Source organism: Comamonas kerstersii (assembly GCF_008801935.1).
Lineage (GTDB): Bacteria > Pseudomonadota > Gammaproteobacteria > Burkholderiales > Burkholderiaceae_C > Comamonas > Comamonas kerstersii.
Map to the genome: position 1 here is coordinate 71713 of NZ_VZOT01000005.1, position 17890 is coordinate 89602.

Annotated in this window: 14 protein-coding genes; 8 read left to right on the plus strand and 6 right to left on the minus strand. The window is 61.3% G+C overall.

The annotated features are described in order from the left end of the window. The first annotated feature begins 313 nt into the window (after positions 1–313). Both F7P80_RS09170 and F7P80_RS09175 read left to right on the plus strand, forming a co-directional pair. Positions 314–838, plus strand: coding sequence for a hypothetical protein (locus tag F7P80_RS09170; protein ID WP_151044233.1), 525 nt, complete (start codon positions 314–316; stop codon positions 836–838). Positions 839–909: 71 nt separating this feature from the next. Then, positions 910–1392 (plus strand): FlgO family outer membrane protein, encoded by a 483-nt coding sequence (locus F7P80_RS09175; protein WP_282959028.1) that lies wholly within the window; start codon positions 910–912, stop codon positions 1390–1392. Between the two features lie 133 nt (positions 1393–1525). Here F7P80_RS09175 and ssb read toward each other — a convergent pair whose 3' ends face one another. Together ssb and F7P80_RS09185 are read right to left on the minus strand one after the other, a co-directional pair. After that, positions 1526–2083: a single-stranded DNA-binding protein gene (gene ssb / locus F7P80_RS09180; protein WP_058880505.1), complete on the minus strand. Its 558-nt coding sequence runs from the start codon at positions 2081–2083 to the stop codon at positions 1526–1528. A gap of 265 nt (positions 2084–2348) precedes the next feature. Continuing rightward, a complete protein-coding gene (locus tag F7P80_RS09185) occupies positions 2349–3533 on the minus strand; it encodes an MFS transporter (protein WP_151044532.1) in 1185 nt (394 codons plus the stop codon). A gap of 316 nt (positions 3534–3849) precedes the next feature. Here F7P80_RS09185 and uvrA point away from each other — a divergent pair, with 316 nt between their 5' ends. Continuing rightward, complete coding sequence (gene uvrA / locus F7P80_RS09190; RefSeq protein ID WP_151044534.1) at positions 3850–6783, plus strand: excinuclease ABC subunit UvrA; 2934 nt, start codon at positions 3850–3852, stop codon at positions 6781–6783. A gap of 107 nt (positions 6784–6890) precedes the next feature. On the opposite strand, the gene F7P80_RS09195 is transcribed toward uvrA, so the two are convergent. Beyond that, on the minus strand, positions 6891–7763 hold the full coding sequence (locus tag F7P80_RS09195; protein WP_054065374.1) for a gamma-glutamyl-gamma-aminobutyrate hydrolase family protein: 873 nt from the start codon (positions 7761–7763) through the stop codon (positions 6891–6893). Between the two features lie 359 nt (positions 7764–8122). On the opposite strand from F7P80_RS09195, the gene F7P80_RS09200 reads away from it, so the two are divergent. After that, positions 8123–8494 (plus strand): HPF/RaiA family ribosome-associated protein, encoded by a 372-nt coding sequence (locus F7P80_RS09200; RefSeq protein WP_058880503.1) that lies wholly within the window; start codon positions 8123–8125, stop codon positions 8492–8494. A gap of 100 nt (positions 8495–8594) precedes the next feature. Here F7P80_RS09200 and F7P80_RS09205 read toward each other — a convergent pair whose 3' ends face one another. Next, positions 8595–10001 carry an aspartate ammonia-lyase gene (locus F7P80_RS09205; RefSeq protein ID WP_151044240.1) on the minus strand — a complete coding sequence of 469 codons (1407 nt, stop codon included), beginning with the start codon at positions 9999–10001 and terminating at the stop codon, positions 8595–8597. A 427-nt stretch (positions 10002–10428) separates the two neighbouring features. On the opposite strand from F7P80_RS09205, the gene F7P80_RS09210 reads away from it, so the two are divergent. Next, the gene (locus F7P80_RS09210) at positions 10429–10692 is read left to right on the plus strand and encodes a hypothetical protein (RefSeq protein WP_133936587.1); all 264 of its coding nucleotides are present in this window, start codon (positions 10429–10431) and stop codon (positions 10690–10692) included. A 108-nt stretch (positions 10693–10800) separates the two neighbouring features. Here the strand turns inward: F7P80_RS09210 and gap are convergent, their stop codons facing one another. Continuing rightward, positions 10801–11802, minus strand: a complete 1002-nt coding sequence (gene gap / locus F7P80_RS09215; RefSeq protein WP_054065807.1) for a type I glyceraldehyde-3-phosphate dehydrogenase — start codon at positions 11800–11802, stop codon at positions 10801–10803. 97 nt (positions 11803–11899) lie between these two features. Beyond that, entirely contained in the window at positions 11900–13942 is a 2043-nt protein-coding gene (tkt, locus tag F7P80_RS09220) for a transketolase (protein WP_151044244.1), read from the minus strand. A 151-nt stretch (positions 13943–14093) separates the two neighbouring features. Here tkt and F7P80_RS09225 point away from each other — a divergent pair, with 151 nt between their 5' ends. The 3 genes from F7P80_RS09225 (at position 14094) to pyk (ending at position 17866) form a co-directional block, all read left to right on the plus strand. Further along, a complete protein-coding gene (locus tag F7P80_RS09225; protein ID WP_151044247.1) occupies positions 14094–14873 on the plus strand; it encodes a nucleotidyltransferase family protein in 780 nt (259 codons plus the stop codon). A gap of 135 nt (positions 14874–15008) precedes the next feature. Then, complete coding sequence (locus F7P80_RS09230; protein WP_151044249.1) at positions 15009–16388, plus strand: aminopeptidase P N-terminal domain-containing protein; 1380 nt, start codon at positions 15009–15011, stop codon at positions 16386–16388. Between the two features lie 41 nt (positions 16389–16429). Next, positions 16430–17866 (plus strand): pyruvate kinase, encoded by a 1437-nt coding sequence (gene pyk / locus F7P80_RS09235; RefSeq protein WP_151044536.1) that lies wholly within the window; start codon positions 16430–16432, stop codon positions 17864–17866. Positions 17867–17890: the final 24 nt, after the last annotated feature.

Consider the following 17890-nt stretch of genomic DNA (forward strand, 5'->3'; position numbering starts at 1 on the left):
CCGCGACACCATGAATTTCAGTCAGTCTGTGACTGAAACAAGGCTGTATGTAACAACCAGATATAATTGTTAATATTTGCAACAATAACAGACTTTCGACGCCATCTTCCTGCACGGCTAGATGTGGCGGATGCTTAGGACGACGCTTTTATGTTTACTTGGAAAGGCGCTTTGAATGCAGCGCTCTTGAGTGGTTGCGCAATCTTGGCGGGCTGCAAAACTGCTCCCATGCCAGTTGGCCAGCAATTTTGCGACGTCTGAGCAATACAAGCTTCGGTCAGCCAGCCACTGGAATACGGTGGCACAGGATGCGGTGACACAAACGCTGCAGAGCAAAGAGCTCCCCGCAGACGCCCCCGTCTATGTGCAAACCACAGACAACCCATCTACGTTTGAAGTCAACTTCCACGAGTTTTTGCTGACCCATTTGGTACGCCAAGGCTTCAACGTTCAAGCACAGCCCAATCCGTCTGATGTGGTGCTGGACTACCAGGTACAAAAAGTGGTGCACATGGGTGCACTGCCTACAGCAGAACCCGGCCGCCATACGATGCTGGGAGCTGGTATTTGGGCGCTGTATGGCCTGCGTGATCAGCATCTGGATGTGATCATGGCAATCCCCACACTTTTGGGCTTTGGCCGTGACTGGCAAGAAAGCCGTATTGCCAACGGCCCCACACACAGCGAAGTGGTCGTTACGACCTCCGCATTGCAGCACGGTGCATACATCGCACGCTACACCGACACGTATTACATCCAGGATGCAGACCTTGCCTTGTTTGGACCTGGGAGCAGCAACAACTTTGAAGCCCGAACCATGAAGGTGGTGAACCAATGAAGCGCTGGTTGAAGCTTTGCAGCGCAGTTGGCGTGGCTTTGTCCATGCAAGCATGTGCCTGGGTTCCGCCGATGCTGGGCGGTACTGCAGGGTATGGCGACCCGCAGCACAACCCTCTCATTGTCAGCAGTCAAAACGCAATTCACGCGCTCGCAGATGGCATGGCCAGGCATGAGCTGGGTGATGCTCCCGTACTGGTGGCGACGGTGGTGAACGTCAATCAGCTTTCCCGCTCTGCCCCTCTGGGCAGAACGCTGAGTGAGTTGTACGCCTCACAGCTGTCCAGGCTTGGCTTTAACGTGAAAGAATTGAAACTGCGTGGTGACGTGTTCATTCAGGAAGGTACCGGCGAGTTGCTGCTGTCGCGCGAAATACGCAACATTGCCGACACGCACAAGGCCAGTGCCGTCCTGGTTGGTACATATGCACAGGCCCGACAAAACGTCTACATCAGCATCAAGCTGGTCCGCACAGGAGACAGCCGCATTGTCCGCAGCTACGACTATGCGCTTCCGTATGAGGCAGATATTCAAAAGCTGCTGGTGGGCAACTGAACGGGCTTGAGCGCTGCCCGCTCAGTCCATACAGGACGGCAGATGCAGAGGCCATAGCACCACCAAAAACAAAGCCTCTCAGGCGCAACACCTGAGAGGCTTTTGTATGTATGAATCCGTACGGAATCAGGCCTTAGAAGGGGATGTCGTCATCCATGTCGTCAAAGCCAGATGCTGCACGCTGGGGAGGAGGTGCCATGGGCGCTGGTGCGGCGGCAGGGGCCTGCTGCTGGGGTGCTGCAGGGCGGGGAGCAGGCGCTGCGGGGCGGCGGGGTGCAGGTGCTGCATAACCGCCGTTGTCGCCATAGCCTGCGTCATCGCCATAGCCCTGGTTTTGGCCGCCCATGCCGCCACCCTGGCGGCCGCCGAGCATCTGCATGCTGTCGGCGCGGATTTCGGTGCTGTAGCGCTCGATGCCTTGCTGGTCCGTCCACTTGCGGGTACGCAGGCTGCCTTCTACGTAGACCTGGCTGCCCTTGCGCAGGTACTGGCCCACGATTTCAGCCAGACGGCCGTTGAACACCACGCGGTGCCACTCGGTGGCTTCCTTGTTTTCGCCGGTGTTCTTGTCGCGCCAGCGGTCGGTCGTGGCAATGGTGACGTTGGCAACCTGATCTCCGCTGGGGAAGGTGCGCATTTCGGGGTCGCGCCCCAGGTTGCCGACGAGAATGACTTTGTTGACAGATGCCATGGTGAATACCTTTGGTTCAGTGGTAGCACGGGCGTTGATGGGGGAGTTCCCGTGCCAGATAGTGATTGCAGCACCCCCCGGAATGACTGCAGGAGCGCAGCTTAGCGCATGTTGTGAGTGCCTGCACGCCCGTAGCTTCCCTTGGGGAAAAGAAGTTGCCCAACGGCTACGGATATTCAAAAAACATAGCTTCTTGCGCTCGTAAAACAAGGGGTTCAGAGCCATTCAAGCCTGAACCCCTTGTCAATATTGCGTCGCAAGCTATTTATTTTTTAGCGTCATAGCGCCCTATGGGTTGGAGCGGCCAGGTGATGATGAGCCACAGCAGCATCAGCGCCGTGGTAGCGGCAAACAGCACAGGCGCACCGCCCAGCTTGGCCAGCACACCGCCCAGAAAACCACCGGCAAACAGGCCCAGCGACTGCAGCGTGTTGTAGGCCCCCAGTGCTGCACCGCGCAGATGGGCGGGCGCCATGCGCGAGACCAGACTGGGCTGCGTGGCCTCCAGCGCGTTAAAGCCAACAAAGAACACAAACATCAGCACACCCATGACAGCCAGCGAGGGGGCTGCGGCTGCCTCGGCCATCACGCCCAGCAGGGCCTGCACGACCAGCACCAGGGCGATGGAGCCCAGCAGCGCGGCACGCAGGCGGCCACGGCGCTCCATGGCAAACAAGGCCCCCATGGCGACGAAGGACAGCACCACGGCAGGCAGATAGAGCTTCCAGTGCACATCCTTGGCCAGACCAGCCGCCACCAGCATGGCGGGCACGGCCACCCACATGGACATCTGCACGGTGTGGAGGATGAAGACACCGGCGTTCAGGCGCAGCAGATCGCCATGGCCCAGCAGCTCGCGAGCGCTGCCACGCGGGGCCTCTGCGTGGTGTTCAGGCTCCGCAGGCACGACCCACAGCACCACGGCAATGCCAGCCAGTGCCAGCGCAAAGGTCAGGCCAAAAATGCCAGACAAACCACCCCAGGCCGCCAGCACGGGGCTGAGCACCAGGGCCAGCGCAAACATCAGGCCGATGGAGCCGCCCACCATGGCCATGGCCTTGGTGCGTACGCTGTCGCGGGTCATATCGGCCATCAGCGCCGTCACCGCCGCCGACACGGCACCTGCACCCTGCAGGGCGCGGCCCAGCATCAGTCCGGTGAGCGAGTCCGCCAGTGCAGCCACCAGACTGCCCAGTGCAAACACGGCCAGCCCGGCCACGATGATGCGTTTGCGCCCCCAGCGGTCAGAGGCCAGGCCCAGCGGCAGCTGGAACACGGCCTGCGTCAGCCCATACAGGCCCATGGCAAAGCCCACCATGGCGGGGTTGTCACCACCGGGGTATTTGGCGGCTTCCAGCGCAAACACGGGCAGCACCAGAAACAGGCCCAGCATGCGCAGCGCAAAAATCAGGGCCAGGCTGGCGCTGGAGCGGCGCTCCTGCGCGGTCATCTTGCCCGCAACGGCGGCTGGGGCATCAGGGGAGGAAGAAGCAAACTGAGACTGGGACACGCGACAAAACCAGGGTTGGGCGGCATAAAAAACCGCTGTGCTCAGCGGCGCAGGCCTTGGCTAGCAAGACTCAGGCAGTGCGAAAAATACGCGCTGCGCAAATCCTTATTGTCTGCGATTCGTACCAAGCCTGCTACACGCGCGCAGGTGCAAATCTCTATGATGGCTGGTTTACCTTTGCCACGACTGCACCGCTGTGACTGACGCTTTGACACCAAAATTGCCTGAGGACGCCGGCCGCTATCTGGGCCATGCCATGGGCCACACCCACATCAGCATCCGCGGTGCGCGTACGCACAACCTCAAGAACATTGATCTGGACATCCCGCGCAACCAGCTGGTGGTGGTGACGGGGCTGTCCGGCTCGGGCAAGTCCAGCCTGGCGTTTGACACCCTGTACGCCGAGGGTCAGCGCCGCTATGTGGAAAGCCTCTCGGCCTATGCGCGGCAGTTTCTGGGGCAGCTCGACAAACCCGATGTGGATTTGATCGAAGGCCTGTCGCCCGCCATTGCGATTGAGCAAAAGGCCGCCAGCCACAACCCGCGCTCCACGGTGGGTACGGTCACAGAAATCAACGATTACCTGCGCCTGCTGTTTGCGCGCGCAGGCACGCCCTACTGCCCGGAGCACGGTCTGCCCCTGCAGGCCCAGACCATCAGCCAGATGGTGGATGCCATGCTTGCCTTGCCCGAGGGCACCAAGCTCATGCTGCTGGCCCCCATGGCGCGCAGCCGCAAGGGCGACTTTGCCGAGCTGTTTGTGCAGATGCAGGCCCAGGGCTATATCCGCTTTCGCATTGATGGCAAGGTGGTGGAGGCGGCCGATCTGCAGCCGCTGGACAAAAACAGCAAGCACGATGTGGACGTGGTGATTGACCGCATCAAGGTGCGTGCCGATCTGCAGCAGCGCCTGGCCGAGAGCATTGAGGCCGCACTGCGCATTGGTGGTGATGCCTCCAGCGGCCGCGTGCTGGCAGTGGACATGGATTCTGGCCAGGAGCACATCTTCAGCAGCCGCTTTGCCTGCCCACTGTGCACCTACTCGCTGGAAGAGCTGGAGCCACGCCTGTTCTCCTTCAACTCGCCCATGGGGGCCTGCCCCACCTGTGATGGTCTGGGCCTGAGCGAAGACTTTGACCCGGACAAGGTCGTGCCCTTCCCGTCTGTGAGCGTGGCCAATGGCGCCATCCACGGCTGGGACAGCCGCAACCCCACCTACTTCAGCCTGCTGCAAAGCATTGCCCACCATTACGGGCAGGATGTGAACGCTGCTTTTGAAGCCTGGCCCGCCGATGTGCAGAAAGTAGTGCTTTGGGGCTCCGGCGAGGAAAAAATTCCGTTTGCCTACGACAGCGATGGCAAGACCACCGTGGTCGAGCATGTGTTTGAAGGCGTCATCCCCAACATGATGCGCCGCCTGCGCGAGACCGATTCGCAGATCGTGCGCGACGACCTGTCACGCCTGCGCAGCATACGCACCTGCCCCGACTGCCAGGGCACGCGCCTGCGCCGCGAAGCGCGCTTTGTGCGTGTGGGTGATGGCGACCAGGCCCGCGCCATCTATGAGGTCAACCGCGCCACGCTGACCGAAGCCCACCAGTGGTTCAGCAGCCTGCAGCTGCAGGGCAGCAAGGCCGACATTGCCGAGAAAGTGGTGCGCGAGATTGCTGCACGCCTGCGCTTCTTGCTAGACGTGGGCCTGAGCTATCTGAGCCTGGACCGCAGTGCTGACACGCTCTCAGGCGGCGAGGCCCAGCGCATTCGCCTGGCCAGCCAGATTGGCAGCGGCCTGACGGGCGTGATGTATGTACTGGACGAACCCAGCATTGGCCTGCACCAGCGCGACAACGACCGCCTGATTGCCACGCTGGAGCACCTGCGGGACATTGGCAACAGCGTCATCGTGGTCGAGCACGACGAAGACATGATGCGTGCGGCCGACCACATCATCGATATGGGGCCGGGCGCTGGCGTGCATGGCGGCCAGGTCATGGCCCAGGGCACGTTCGAGCAGGTCAAGGCCAACCCGCACTCGCCCACCGGCCAGTATCTGAGCGGCACCAAGGCCATTGCCGTGCCGCGCCAGCGCACGCCGTGGATACCAGTCAAGCAGGACGATGCCGCCGCACAGCCTGCCAACGGCTTTCCCAGCATTCGCGGCAGCGAGGCCGCCAGCCAGCACCACGCCCTGCAGGCCCTGCGCGTAGTGGGGGCCAGCGGCCACAACCTGCGTGATGTGACCGTGGACTTTCCCGTGGGACTGTTCACCTGCGTGACGGGGGTGTCTGGCTCGGGCAAATCCACCCTGGTCAATGACACCCTGTATGCCGAGGTCGCGCGCCAGCTGCACCGTGCAGGCATGGAGCCTGCCCCCCACCAGGCACTGGAAGGGCTGGAGTATTTCGACAAGGTCATCAATGTGGACCAGTCGCCCATTGGCCGCACACCGCGCAGCAACCCGGCCACCTACACCGGCCTGTTTACGCCGATTCGCGATCTGTTTGCCGAGACCAATACGGCGCGGGAGCGCGGCTACGGCCCCGGGCGCTTCAGCTTCAACGTCTCCGGTGGGCGCTGCGAGGCCTGTCAGGGCGACGGCCTGATCAAGGTGGAAATGCACTTTCTGCCTGACGTGTATGTGCCCTGCGACATCTGTCACGGCAAGCGCTACAACCGCGAGACGCTGCAGGTGCAGTGGAAGGGCAGGAATATTGCCGATGTGCTGGAGATGACGGTGGAAGACGCCCACGCCTTCTTCAAGGACGTGCCCAGCATCCACCGCAAGCTGCAGACGCTGATGGACGTGGGCCTGGGCTATATCCGCCTGGGCCAGAGCGCGACCACGCTCTCAGGCGGCGAGGCGCAGCGCGTCAAGCTCGCACAGGAGCTGTCCAAGCGCGACACGGGCCGCACGCTCTACATCCTCGATGAGCCCACCACCGGCCTGCACTTTGCCGATGTGCAGCTGCTGCTCAAAGTGCTGCACCAGCTGCGCGATGCGGGCAACACCATCGTGGTGATTGAGCACAACCTGGACGTGATCAAGACTGCCGACTGGGTCATCGACATGGGCCCCGAAGGCGGTGCAGGCGGCGGCCAGGTGGTTGCCGTGGGCACACCCGAGCAGGTGGCTGCCCACCCTGAAAGCCATACGGGACGCTATCTGAAGGCGTATCTGCAGCCACGGTAAAACGCCCTGCCACTTCTTTTTAGTAGCTTTTTGCGCTTGAATAAAAAGGGTTTCAGATAGTTTCCTATCTGAAACCCTTTGTTTTTCTGCGCTGACCGCTTCTGTTTTTATCTTCTACGCAGCAAAGCCCGGCGCAGCATGCGTGCCGCGCGGTCGCGAATCTGGAAGGGGCTGTGGCTGTCTGCAGGGCGGTACTTGGCATGGGTGCAGGCCGTGAGAAAGTCGCCCAGCAGCACACTGCTGTCGATGATGGGGCTGTCCGGGTTGTGGAATTCCGGGTGCCACTGCGTGGCCGCGATATAGCTCTTGCCTGGTTCATGGCGGCAGATGGCTTCGGGAATATGGTCGGGAATGCTCCAAGCCTCTACCACAAAGCCTGGTGCTACCTGCTTGATGCCCTGGTGGTGAATGCTGTTCACCCGCGCCACGTAGGTGTTGGGGTAGAGCTGCGCCAGGCGCGAGCCGGGCACGATGTGGATGTCATGCTGGTGGCGGTCATAGGCATCGGCATTGCGGTGCACCTGCGCACCGGGCACCTGGGTCAGGATGTCCTGGTAGAGCGTGCCGCCAAAGGCCACGTTGATGAGTTGCAGCCCGCGGCACACGCCAAAGATGGGCTTTCCCGCCTGGCTGAAGGCCTCGACCACGGCCAGGTCGTACAGATCGCGCACGCGGTCGCCCAGCCATTCAGGGCGCAGCGGCTCCTCGCCATAGCTGCCGGGCCACACGTCTGCACCACCGTGCATGACCACACCGTCCAGCCAGTCTGCATAGTGGGCCAGCGTGACGTCGCCCTTGGCAGTTTCGCCCATGGGGCAGGGAATCATGACCACCATGGCGCCACTGGACATGATCCAGTGCGCGATGGACTGCTCCACGTATTGCAGGGTCTTGCCCGTAAACAGCGGGCGGCTGGGGTCTGCATGCGAAAAACAGGCGGACAGACCGATCTTGAGGCGACGTGCGGCGGGCAGGGACATGGGCAGGCGAGGTGGTGGTCAGCGTGACCCTAGTTGTAACCTCAGCCTGCCGCCCTGTCATGTAGGAACTGCAGCCATACGGTTTTAGTGGTGCGCATCTGCCAACAAAGCCCTCCATGTGCTGGTACTTGCGCTGCATGTCTGTCTGCAGCCCACACGCAGGAAGCGTTTTGGCTGATTGGAGGTTTGACCAATATCAAGTAACTTTCAAGCTCGAACTTGAAATGGCCCAAAGAAGTCCCACACTGTAGAAAACCACACACCGAGACTGCGCTTGCAGCCATCGCGTGAACGATTTCGCTGGTCATCCAGCGCAACCGCTGCACCACAGGTGCGGCTTTGGCGATAAGGAGATATGCATGCAAGTACAAGTCCATACCGACGCAACCATCCAGGGCGGCGAATCGCTGGAACAATGGACTCGCGAAGAGGTCAACAGCAAGCTGGCCCGCCTCAAGGAATACGTGGTGCGGGTAGAGGTCTTTTTCACGGGCGTGGATGCCATGAAGGCCAATGGCGCCCCCGGCAAGAAATGCGTGCTGGAAACCCGTGCCAACGGTCGCCCGCCTGTAGCCGTCAATGCAGAAGCCGAAAAGCTGCACGACGCCTTCCATGCCGCCATCGAAAAGTTGCGCCGCGCCGTAGAGTCTGACCTCGACAAGGTGCGTGACAAGAACATTCGCGAAAGCGTGCGCGGGGTCGATGACGCGGCCACCGGCACAGAAGGCTAAGCCTCGCACTGCTCCTCTGGTCTTGCCGACCAGTTCACAACAAAAAAGCCATGACCTTGCGGTCATGGCTTTTGTTTTAGGCGCTACGAAGCGTTATCGCTTAGACGGCTTCAGCAGTCAGTGCACCGGGCGTGGTCAGCTTGTCAGCCACCAGCAGAGCCTTCATCTGAGCCTGGCTCATGATGCCCAGCTCTTCAGCCACCACAGCGATAGGCTTGCCGGTCGCAATCGCCGTCTTGGCAATCTTGGCCGCTTTTTCGTAGCCGATCAGGGGGTTCAGTGCGGTCACCAGGGTCACGGACTCATGGATGCGGGCATCCAGCAATTCGGTGTTGGCCACAATGCCTTCCACGCAGTTCACCTGCAGGGTCTTGCAGGCGGCTGCCAGGTGGGTCAGGCTCTGGTGCAGCGCCCAGCCCATCAGGGGCTCAAACGCGTTCAGCTGCAGCTGACCGGCTTCCACAGCCATGGTGATGGCTGCGTCGTTGCCGATCACTTCAAAGCACACCTGGTTCATCACCTCGGGGATCACGGGGTTGACCTTGCCGGGCATGATGGAAGAGCCTGCCTGGCGGGCGGGCAGCTTGATGTCGCCCACGCCAGCCTGAGGGCCGGAAGACAGCAGACGCAGGTCGTTGCTGATCTTGGACAGCTTCACGGCGATGCGCTTGAGGATGCCGGAGATGTCTGCAAACACGCCTGTGTCGGCCGTGCCAGCAATCATGTCCTTGGACTTGAACACAGGCACGCCAGAGAACTCAGCCAGCTTGGTGGTCACCACGTCGGCATAGCCCACAGGAGCGTTGATGCCGGTACCGATGGCGGTGCCGCCCATGTTGATTTCGCACAGCAAGGCAGCCGACTCACGCAGGCGCTGCTCGTCAGCGGCAATCATGGACACAAAGGAGTTGAACTCCTGGCCCAGTGTCATAGGCACGGCGTCCTGCAGCTGGGTACGGCCAATCTTCAGGATCTCCTTGAACTCTTCAGCCTTGGCCTGGAAGGCACCGCGCAGCGAAGCCAGTGCGGCCAGCAGGTTCTGCACTTCAAAGTAGGTCGCCAGCTTCACCGAAGTGGGGTAGGAGTCGTTGGTCGACTGCGAGGCATTGACGTGGTCATTGGGGTGAATCACGTCGTAGCGGCCCTTTTCCAGACCCAGCGTTTCCAGCGCCAGGTTGGCAATGACCTCGTTGGCGTTCATATTGGTCGAGGTGCCAGCGCCGCCCTGAATCACGTCCACCACAAACTGGTCATGGTGCTTGCCAGCGATCAGCAGATCGCAGGCCTTGGCAATGGCCTGGGCCTGCTGCTCATTGATGGCGCCCATGGCCAGGTTGGCGGCAGCAGCCGCCTTCTTCACATAGGCAAAGCCGCGAATCAGCGCAGGCATTTGCGCCACGGTCTGGCCAGTGATGGGGAAATTTTCCACAGCACGTGCCGAATGCACGCCCCAGTAGGCGTTGTCGGGAATGTCCTTGGGACCCAGAAAGTCGCTTTCTTGACGCATGACGACCACTCTCCAATGCAATAAAAAATCGGGCTCCATGCACGTGCAAACGCCGCCCGCAGGCGGCGTCAAACTGCTCCATGCATATGTAATGACATCCCACATCCACGAGCGACCATGCCAAACTATGCGCAGTGGTGCAGGACCTTATGCATGGATTATGAAATCTTTCCTGCATGGGTCGCACTCATTTTGTGCATACCTATGCCATCTGCACTTTTATTGGGCAGAAAACCATGGTTTCTGCCTACTTTATGAGCATACGTATAAATAAAACTCATAACCTGGTTGTTTTTTCTCTATATTCGCACCGATTTAGTGCGAATACGCTGTGCGGCATCGATTCATTTTGGTGCAGTGCAGTTTTCCTGCCGGTGCCATCCGTGGCGCCACTTATCGTTTGGCCATACGTTTTGGAGACAAGCACATGACAAGCTGCCTGACTGCTGCCCCCGCCACCACCGCTGCCTTGCCCCTGCAATTTCATGCCCGCATCAGCGGCAAAGTGCAGCACCGCGTAGGCGATGGCATGCTGCATGACATCCCGCAGGGTCAGAAAGTGCATGTAGACACGGCCCTGGCCAGCATGGTCGTGTCCTGGCACAGCGATGGCCAGCCGGTCACTGTCACACTGGCGCGTGAGGAATTTCTGTTCTACGTGGACGAAGGCCGCATTGAAGTGCTGGGCTGAAGCCCCCCAGAAACACAAAAAGCCAAGTCCTGAGGACTTGGCTTTTTTTGATAGCTGCCAGCGCTTACAGAATAAGCGCTAGCGGCATATTTGGCTAGTAATTTGGAATTACTTGCCAGCGACCACGCGCACCATTTCCAGGCACTTGTTGGAGTAGCCCCACTCGTTGTCGTACCAGGCCACGACCTTCACAAAGGTCTTGTCCAGTGCGATACCTGCTTCGGCGTCAAACACGGAAGTGCAGGTTTCGCCACGGAAGTCGGTAGCCACCACCTTGTCTTCGGTGTAACCCAGCACGCCCTTCAGAGCGCCTTGGGACTGTGCCTTCATTTCAGCGCAGATGTCTTCATAAGAAGCTTCGGTGTTCAGCTCCACAGTCAGGTCGACCACGGACACGTCAGACGTAGGCACGCGGAAGGACATGCCGGTCAGCTTCTTGTTCAGCTCAGGAATCACCACGCCCACAGCCTTGGCAGCGCCAGTGCTGGAAGGAATGATGTTTTCCAGAATGCCGCGGCCGCCGCGCCAGTCTTTGTTCGATGGGCCGTCCACGGTCTTCTGTGTCGCCGTAGCAGCGTGCACAGTCGTCATCAGACCGCGCTTGATGCCCCACTTGTCGTTCAGCACCTTGGCCACGGGAGCCAGGCAGTTGGTGGTGCACGAAGCGTTGGAGACCACGTCCTGACCCGCATAGGTCTGGTGGTTCACGCCGAACACAAACATGGGGGTAGCGTCCTTGGAGGGCGCAGACATGATGACCTTCTTGGCGCCAGCAGCGATGTGCTTGCGGGCGGTTTCGTCGGTCAGGAACAGGCCGGTGGATTCGATCACCACTTCCGCGCCCACTTCGTTCCACTTCAGGTTGGCAGGGTCGCGCTCCTGGGTCAGACGGATCTTCTTGCCGTTCACGATCAGGGTGTTGCCCTCGACCGAAACTTCACCGTCAAAACGGCCGTGCACGCTGTCGTACTTCAGCATGTAGGCCAGATAGTCAGGCTCAAGCAGGTCGTTGATGCCCACGATTTCGATGTCCGAAAAGTTCTGCACGGCGGAGCGCAGCACGTTGCGGCCAATACGGCCAAAGCCGTTGATACCAACCTTGATAGTCATAGTTGCCTCGTCTATGGATAGTGAAAACAGAAAAACGCTGTGACTGTACGGAAAACACCCGCCGGGGCCAAGGCCAGGGCGGGTGTTGCAAGCATCGTTATTGGTTGCGCTGGATGGCTTCAATCACGGTGGCTGTCACGTTCTCTGCCGTGAAGCCAAAGTGCTTGAACAGCACAGCAGCGGGAGCCGATTCGCCGTAGGTGTCGATACCGACCACGGCAGCGCAGCCGTACTTCCACCAGAAGTCGGTCACGCCCATTTCCACCGCGATGCGGGGGATGCCGGCGGGCAGCACGCTGGTCTTGTATGCCACGTCCTGCTTGTCAAAGGTGGTGGTGCTGGGCATGGAGACCACGCGCACGCCAATCTTCTGCGCGGCCAGCATCTTCTGCGCGGCCAGAGCCAGCTGCACTTCAGAGCCGGTGGCAATGATCACCGCCTGTGGCTTGCCCTTGATGCCCACATCCGCAGGCTCAGACAGCACGTAGGCACCGTTGGCGATGTGGTCCAGTGCCTCTTCCGACTTGGGCGAGTAGGCCAGGTTCTGGCGGCTCAGCAGCAGGGCGGTAGGCTTGTTCTTGTGGCTCAGGGCCACCGTCCATGCCACGGCAGTTTCCGTGGTGTCAGCGGGACGCCAGACGTCCAGACCAGGGATCAGACGCAGGGAAGCGGCATGCTCGATGGACTGGTGGGTAGGACCGTCTTCACCCAGACCGATGGAGTCGTGCGTGAACACATGGATCACGCGCTGCTTCATCAGCGCAGCCATGCGGATGGCATTGCGGCTGTAGTCCGAGAAGGTCATGAAGGTGCCGCCGTAGGGGATGTAGCCGCCATGCAGCGCCACGCCGTTCATGATGGCGGCCATGCCGAATTCGCGCACACCGTAGTTGATGTGGCGGCCGATCTTGCCGTCTTCGGTCTTGACCACATTGCCCTTGTCATCCACGCGGAAAGCGGGGGTGGACTTGGTATTGGTCAGGTTGGAGCCTGTCAGGTCCGCCGAGCCGCCCAGCAGTTCAGGCAGGGCAGCGGTCAGGCCTTCCAGCGCCAGCTGGCTGGCCTTGCGGCTGGCCACGGTGGCGGCGGTGTCGTGTGCGTCAGATGCGATCTTGGCAGCCACTTCCAGGAAGTTGGCAGGCAGGTCACCAGCCATGCGGCGCTTGAATTCAGCGGCCAGCTCGGGGAAAGCCTTTTCGTAGGCAGCGAACTTCTTGTTCCAGGCAGCTTCTGCCTTCTTGCCAGCAGCCTTGGCATCCCAGCCTGCATAGACTTCCGCAGGGATTTCAAAGGGAGCGTGTTCCCAGCCCAGTGCCGCGCGGGTCAGTGCGATTTCTTCCGCACCCAGAGGCTCGCCGTGGGCCTTGGAAGTGTTGGCGCGGTTGGGCGAGCCCTTGCCAATGTGTGTCTTGCAGCAGATCAGTGTGGGCTTGTCCTTGCTCTTCTTGGCCTGGGCAATTGCCGCATCCACCGCGTCCACATTGTGACCATCTACACCACGGATCACGTTCCAGCCATAGGCCTCAAAGCGTGCGGGCGTGTTGTCAGCAAACCAGGGTGTGACCTTGCCGTCGATGGAGATCTCGTTGTCGTCCCACAGGGCGATCAGCTTGTTGAGCTTCCAGGCACCTGCCAGCGAAGCGGCTTCGTGCGAGATGCCTTCCATCAGGCAGCCGTCACCCATGAACACATAGGTGTAGTGGTCCACGATGGCGTGCTTGGGCTGGTTGAATTCAGCCGCCAGCAGCTTTTCAGCCAGTGCAAAGCCCACGGCATTGGTGATGCCCTGACCCAGAGGGCCCGTTGTGGTTTCCACGCCGGGGGTAACACCCACTTCGGGGTGGCCAGCGGTCTTGCTGTGCAGCTGACGGAAGTTCTTGATCTCATCCATGGGCAGGTCGTAGCCGGTCAGATGCAGCAGCGCATAGATCAGCATGGAGCCGTGGCCGTTGGACAGAATGAAACGGTCGCGGTTGGCCCAGTGGGGGTTGGCAGGGTTGTGCTGCAGGTGGCGGTTCCACAGAGCCACTGCCATGTCGGCCATGCCCATGGGGGCGCCAGGGTGGCCGGAGTTTGCTTGTTGCACTGCGTCCATGGCCAAGGCACGGATTGCGTTGGCCATCATTGGGGTGTTTGCCATGGGGGGGATGGTTCCGAATGGAATGTGTCAAATGATGCAAGAGATTTTACCGGTGTGGCATGGCGCAGGTTTCCATGTGATTACATAGCCCCCGCATGGCCTAAAGTGTGGCTTGCAGCGCGTGCGTGAACGCGTTAAGAAATTTTCTGCCATGACCTCTTTGAACCTTCCCGCCATGTTGCTGGCTGCCGGGCGCGGCGAACGCATGCGCCCGCTGACCGACACCACCCCCAAACCCCTGCTGCAGGTGCAGGGCCGTGCGCTGCTGGACTGGCACATGGCCGCCCTGCTGCGTGATGGCGTGCGTGATGTGGTGGTGAATACCGCCTGGCTGGGCGCGCAGATTCCCGCACACCTAGATGACATCTGGCCCGCACAGGGCATGCAGCTGCAGTATTCGCATGAGCAGCATGACTTTGGCCATGCGCTGGAAACCGCTGGCGGCATTGCCCGCGCACTGCCGCTGCTGGGCGAGGCATTCTGGCTGGCAGCGGGCGATGTGTTTGCACCTGACTTTGTGTTTGATGCACAGCTGGCGCAGCGCTTTGCGCAGTCGGACGACCTGGCCCACATCTGGCTCGTGCCCAACCCGGTGCACAACCTCAAGGGGGACTTTGGCTTTGCCCCCGATGCGCCAGACAGCCACACAGGCCGCGCCATCCACCTGCCACCGGGCGATGTGGCACGCGACGCACGTCCGCGCTTGACCTACAGCACGATCGCCCTGCTGAAGGCAGACTTGTTCCGCCCACCGTTTTGCGGCATGGCCGCAGGCAACCCAGACGGCGTGGCCGAGCCGCTGGCCCCGCTGCTGCGCCGGGCCATGGATACCGGGCGCTGCGCAGCCCGCCTCTACACCGGCCGCTGGACCGATGTGGGCACGCCCGAGCGCCTGGCTGCATTGAACCAAAGCGCGACACAGAACTCTTAAAAAACAAGAGCATCTAGCGCTCGTATTTCAAGGACTTTCAAGTAAAAACACTTGCAATCCTTTGAAAATCAAGCGCTAGCTGCTCATCTTTTGTAGAACCACGCAGTGCATGGCACTGCTCAATACGATGCCTGTATGACCTCTGTTTACGCACAACGCCGCGCACGCCTGGCCGCCCAGCTGGGCGAAGGCGGCATTGCCATCATCCCGACCGCCCCTGAGCGTGGCCGCAACCGCGACAACAGCTATCTGTACCGCCACGACAGCTACTTCTACTACCTGACGGGCTTCAGCGAGCCCAATGCCTGCCTGGTACTCAAGGCTGATGGCAGCAGCACGCTGTTTTGCCAGCCCAAGGATCTGGAACGCGAAATCTGGGACGGCTACCGCCTTGGCCCCGAGGCAGCCGTGTCCACGCTGGGCATGGACGCAGCCTTCTCGGTCGATGACATCGACACCCGCCTGCCACGCCTGCTGGAGAACCAGGACAAAGTCTGGTGGCCGTTTGCCACGCACGAAGGCCTGGCCGCCCGTGTCGAAGGCTGGCTGCAGAAAGTCCGTGCCCGCACCCGCGCCGGGGCGCTGTGCCCGGCTGCACAGGGCGATGTGTGCACCCTGCTCGATGAAATGCGCCTGATCAAGGATGCGCACGAACTCGCCATCATGCGCCGCGCAGGCCAGATCAGCGCCCGCGCCCACATCCGCGCCATGCAGCGCGCAGCACGCATGCTGCGTGCGGGAGAAGACTGCCGCGAATACCACCTGGACGCCGAACTGCTGCACGAATTCCGCCAGGGCGGTGCCGAAGGCGTGGCCTATGACTCCATCGTCGCCGCAGGGCCGAACGCCTGCGTGCTGCACTACCGCGCCGACAAGGCCCCGGTGCGCAGCGGCGACCTGGTGCTGATTGATGCAGGCTGTGAGCTGGAAGGCTATGCCAGCGATATCACCCGTACCTTCCCGGCCAACGGCACATTCACCGGCCCGCAGCGCGCTCTTTACGAACTGGTGCTGGACAGCCAGAAAGCCGCCATTGCCGCCACCAGGGCAGGCAATCGCTTTAACGACCCGCACGATGCCACCGTCGCTGTGCTGGCGCAGGGCATGCTGGACCTGGGGCTGCTGGACAAATCCACGTACGGCAATGCACAGGACGTGATTGCCCAGCGCGCCTACTTCCAGTTCTACATGCACCGCACCGGCCACTGGCTGGGCATGGATGTGCATGACTGCGGCAGCTATGTGGAGATGTCAGAAGTCGATGCCGCCAGCACACGCACCGATGCACTGTCGGGCGAAGTCATCACCCGCCCCAGCCGCATCCTGCGCCCCGGCATGGTGACCACCATCGAGCCCGGCATCTACGTGCGCCCAGCACCCGGCGTGCCCGAGCAGTTCCACCACATTGGCATTCGCATTGAAGACGATGCCGTAGTGACAGAGACCGGCTGCGAGCTGATCACCCGCGACGTGCCCGTGGAAGCCGACGCCATTGAAGCGCTGATGCGCGACTGACCCGCCAAGAAGAAAAGATGCACACCATGGATTTGCAACGCATGTATATCCGCCGCGCCACCAAGATTGTGGCGACGCTCGGCCCTGCCTCCAGCGACGTACACCTGCTGGCCCAGATGATTGCCACGGGCGTCAACGTCGTGCGCCTGAACTTCAGCCACGGCAAGGCACAGGACCACATCGACCGCGCCAATGCCGTGCGCGAAGCTGCGGCCATGGCTGGCCGCGAGGTGGCCATCATGGCCGACCTGCAGGGCCCCAAGATCCGCGTCGGCAAGTTTGCCGAAGGCAAGGTCTGGCTCGAAGCTGGCGCGCCCTTTGTGCTCGACGCCTCGCGCACCAAACCCGGTGATCTGCAGGGCGTGGGCCTGGACTACAAGGAGCTGCCCCGCGACGTGAAAAGCGGCGATGTGCTGCTGCTCAATGACGGCCTGATCGTGCTGACCGTGGACCGCGTCCTCGGTGATGCCGTGCACACCACCGTCACCATTGGCGGCGAGCTGTCCAACAACAAGGGCATCAACAAGCAAGGCGGCGGCCTGACCGCCCCCGCACTGACAGCCAAGGACATGGAGGACATCAAGACCGCCATGCAACTGGGCGCCGACTACGTGGCCGTGAGCTTTCCCAAGAACGCCACCGACATGGAAATGGCGCGCCAGCTGTGCAATGTGGCCTGTGCCGATACCGGCCACCGCCCCGGGCTGATCGCCAAGATCGAGCGTGCCGAAGCCGTGCCGAAGCTGGAAGAAATCCTCAAGGCCTCGGACGGCATCATGGTCGCACGCGGCGACCTGGCGGTGGAAGTGGGCCATGCTGCCGTGCCTGCCCTGCAAAAGAAGATGATTCGTCTGGCGCGAGACATGGACAAGGTGGTCATCACCGCCACCCAGATGATGGAGAGCATGATCACCAACCCCGTGCCCACACGCGCCGAGGTCAGCGATGTGGCCAATGCCGTGCTCGACGGCACGGATGCCGTGATGCTCAGCGCCGAAACCGCCGTCGGCAAATACCCGCTGGAGACCGTGCGCGAAATGGCCAAGATCTGTGCAGCTGCTGAAGCCGCCGAAGACCGCGGCCAGGACGGCCACTTTAACGAGCGCGAATTCACGCGGATTGACCAGGCCATTGCCCAGGGTGCACTGTTCACGGCCCACAAGCTCGGTGCCAAGGCGATTGTGGCCATGACGGAAAGCGGCTCCACCGCGCTGTGGATGAGCCGCCACCGCGTGCACACCCCTATCTATGCCCTCACGCCCAAGGTTGGCACCCAGCGCAAGATGGCGCTGTACCGCAATGTGCGCCCCCTGCTCATGGCCACCAGCACCGAGCGCGACAAGGCGCTGGTGCAGGCCGAGAGCCATCTGCGCATGCGCGGCATCGTCAAACCTGGCGATGTCTACGCCATCACCTGCGGCGAGCCCATGGGCCAGCCCGGCGGCACCAATATGCTGCAGATCTGCCAGGTGCAGTAAGCCCCAGGACGGCTGCTTTGGCCG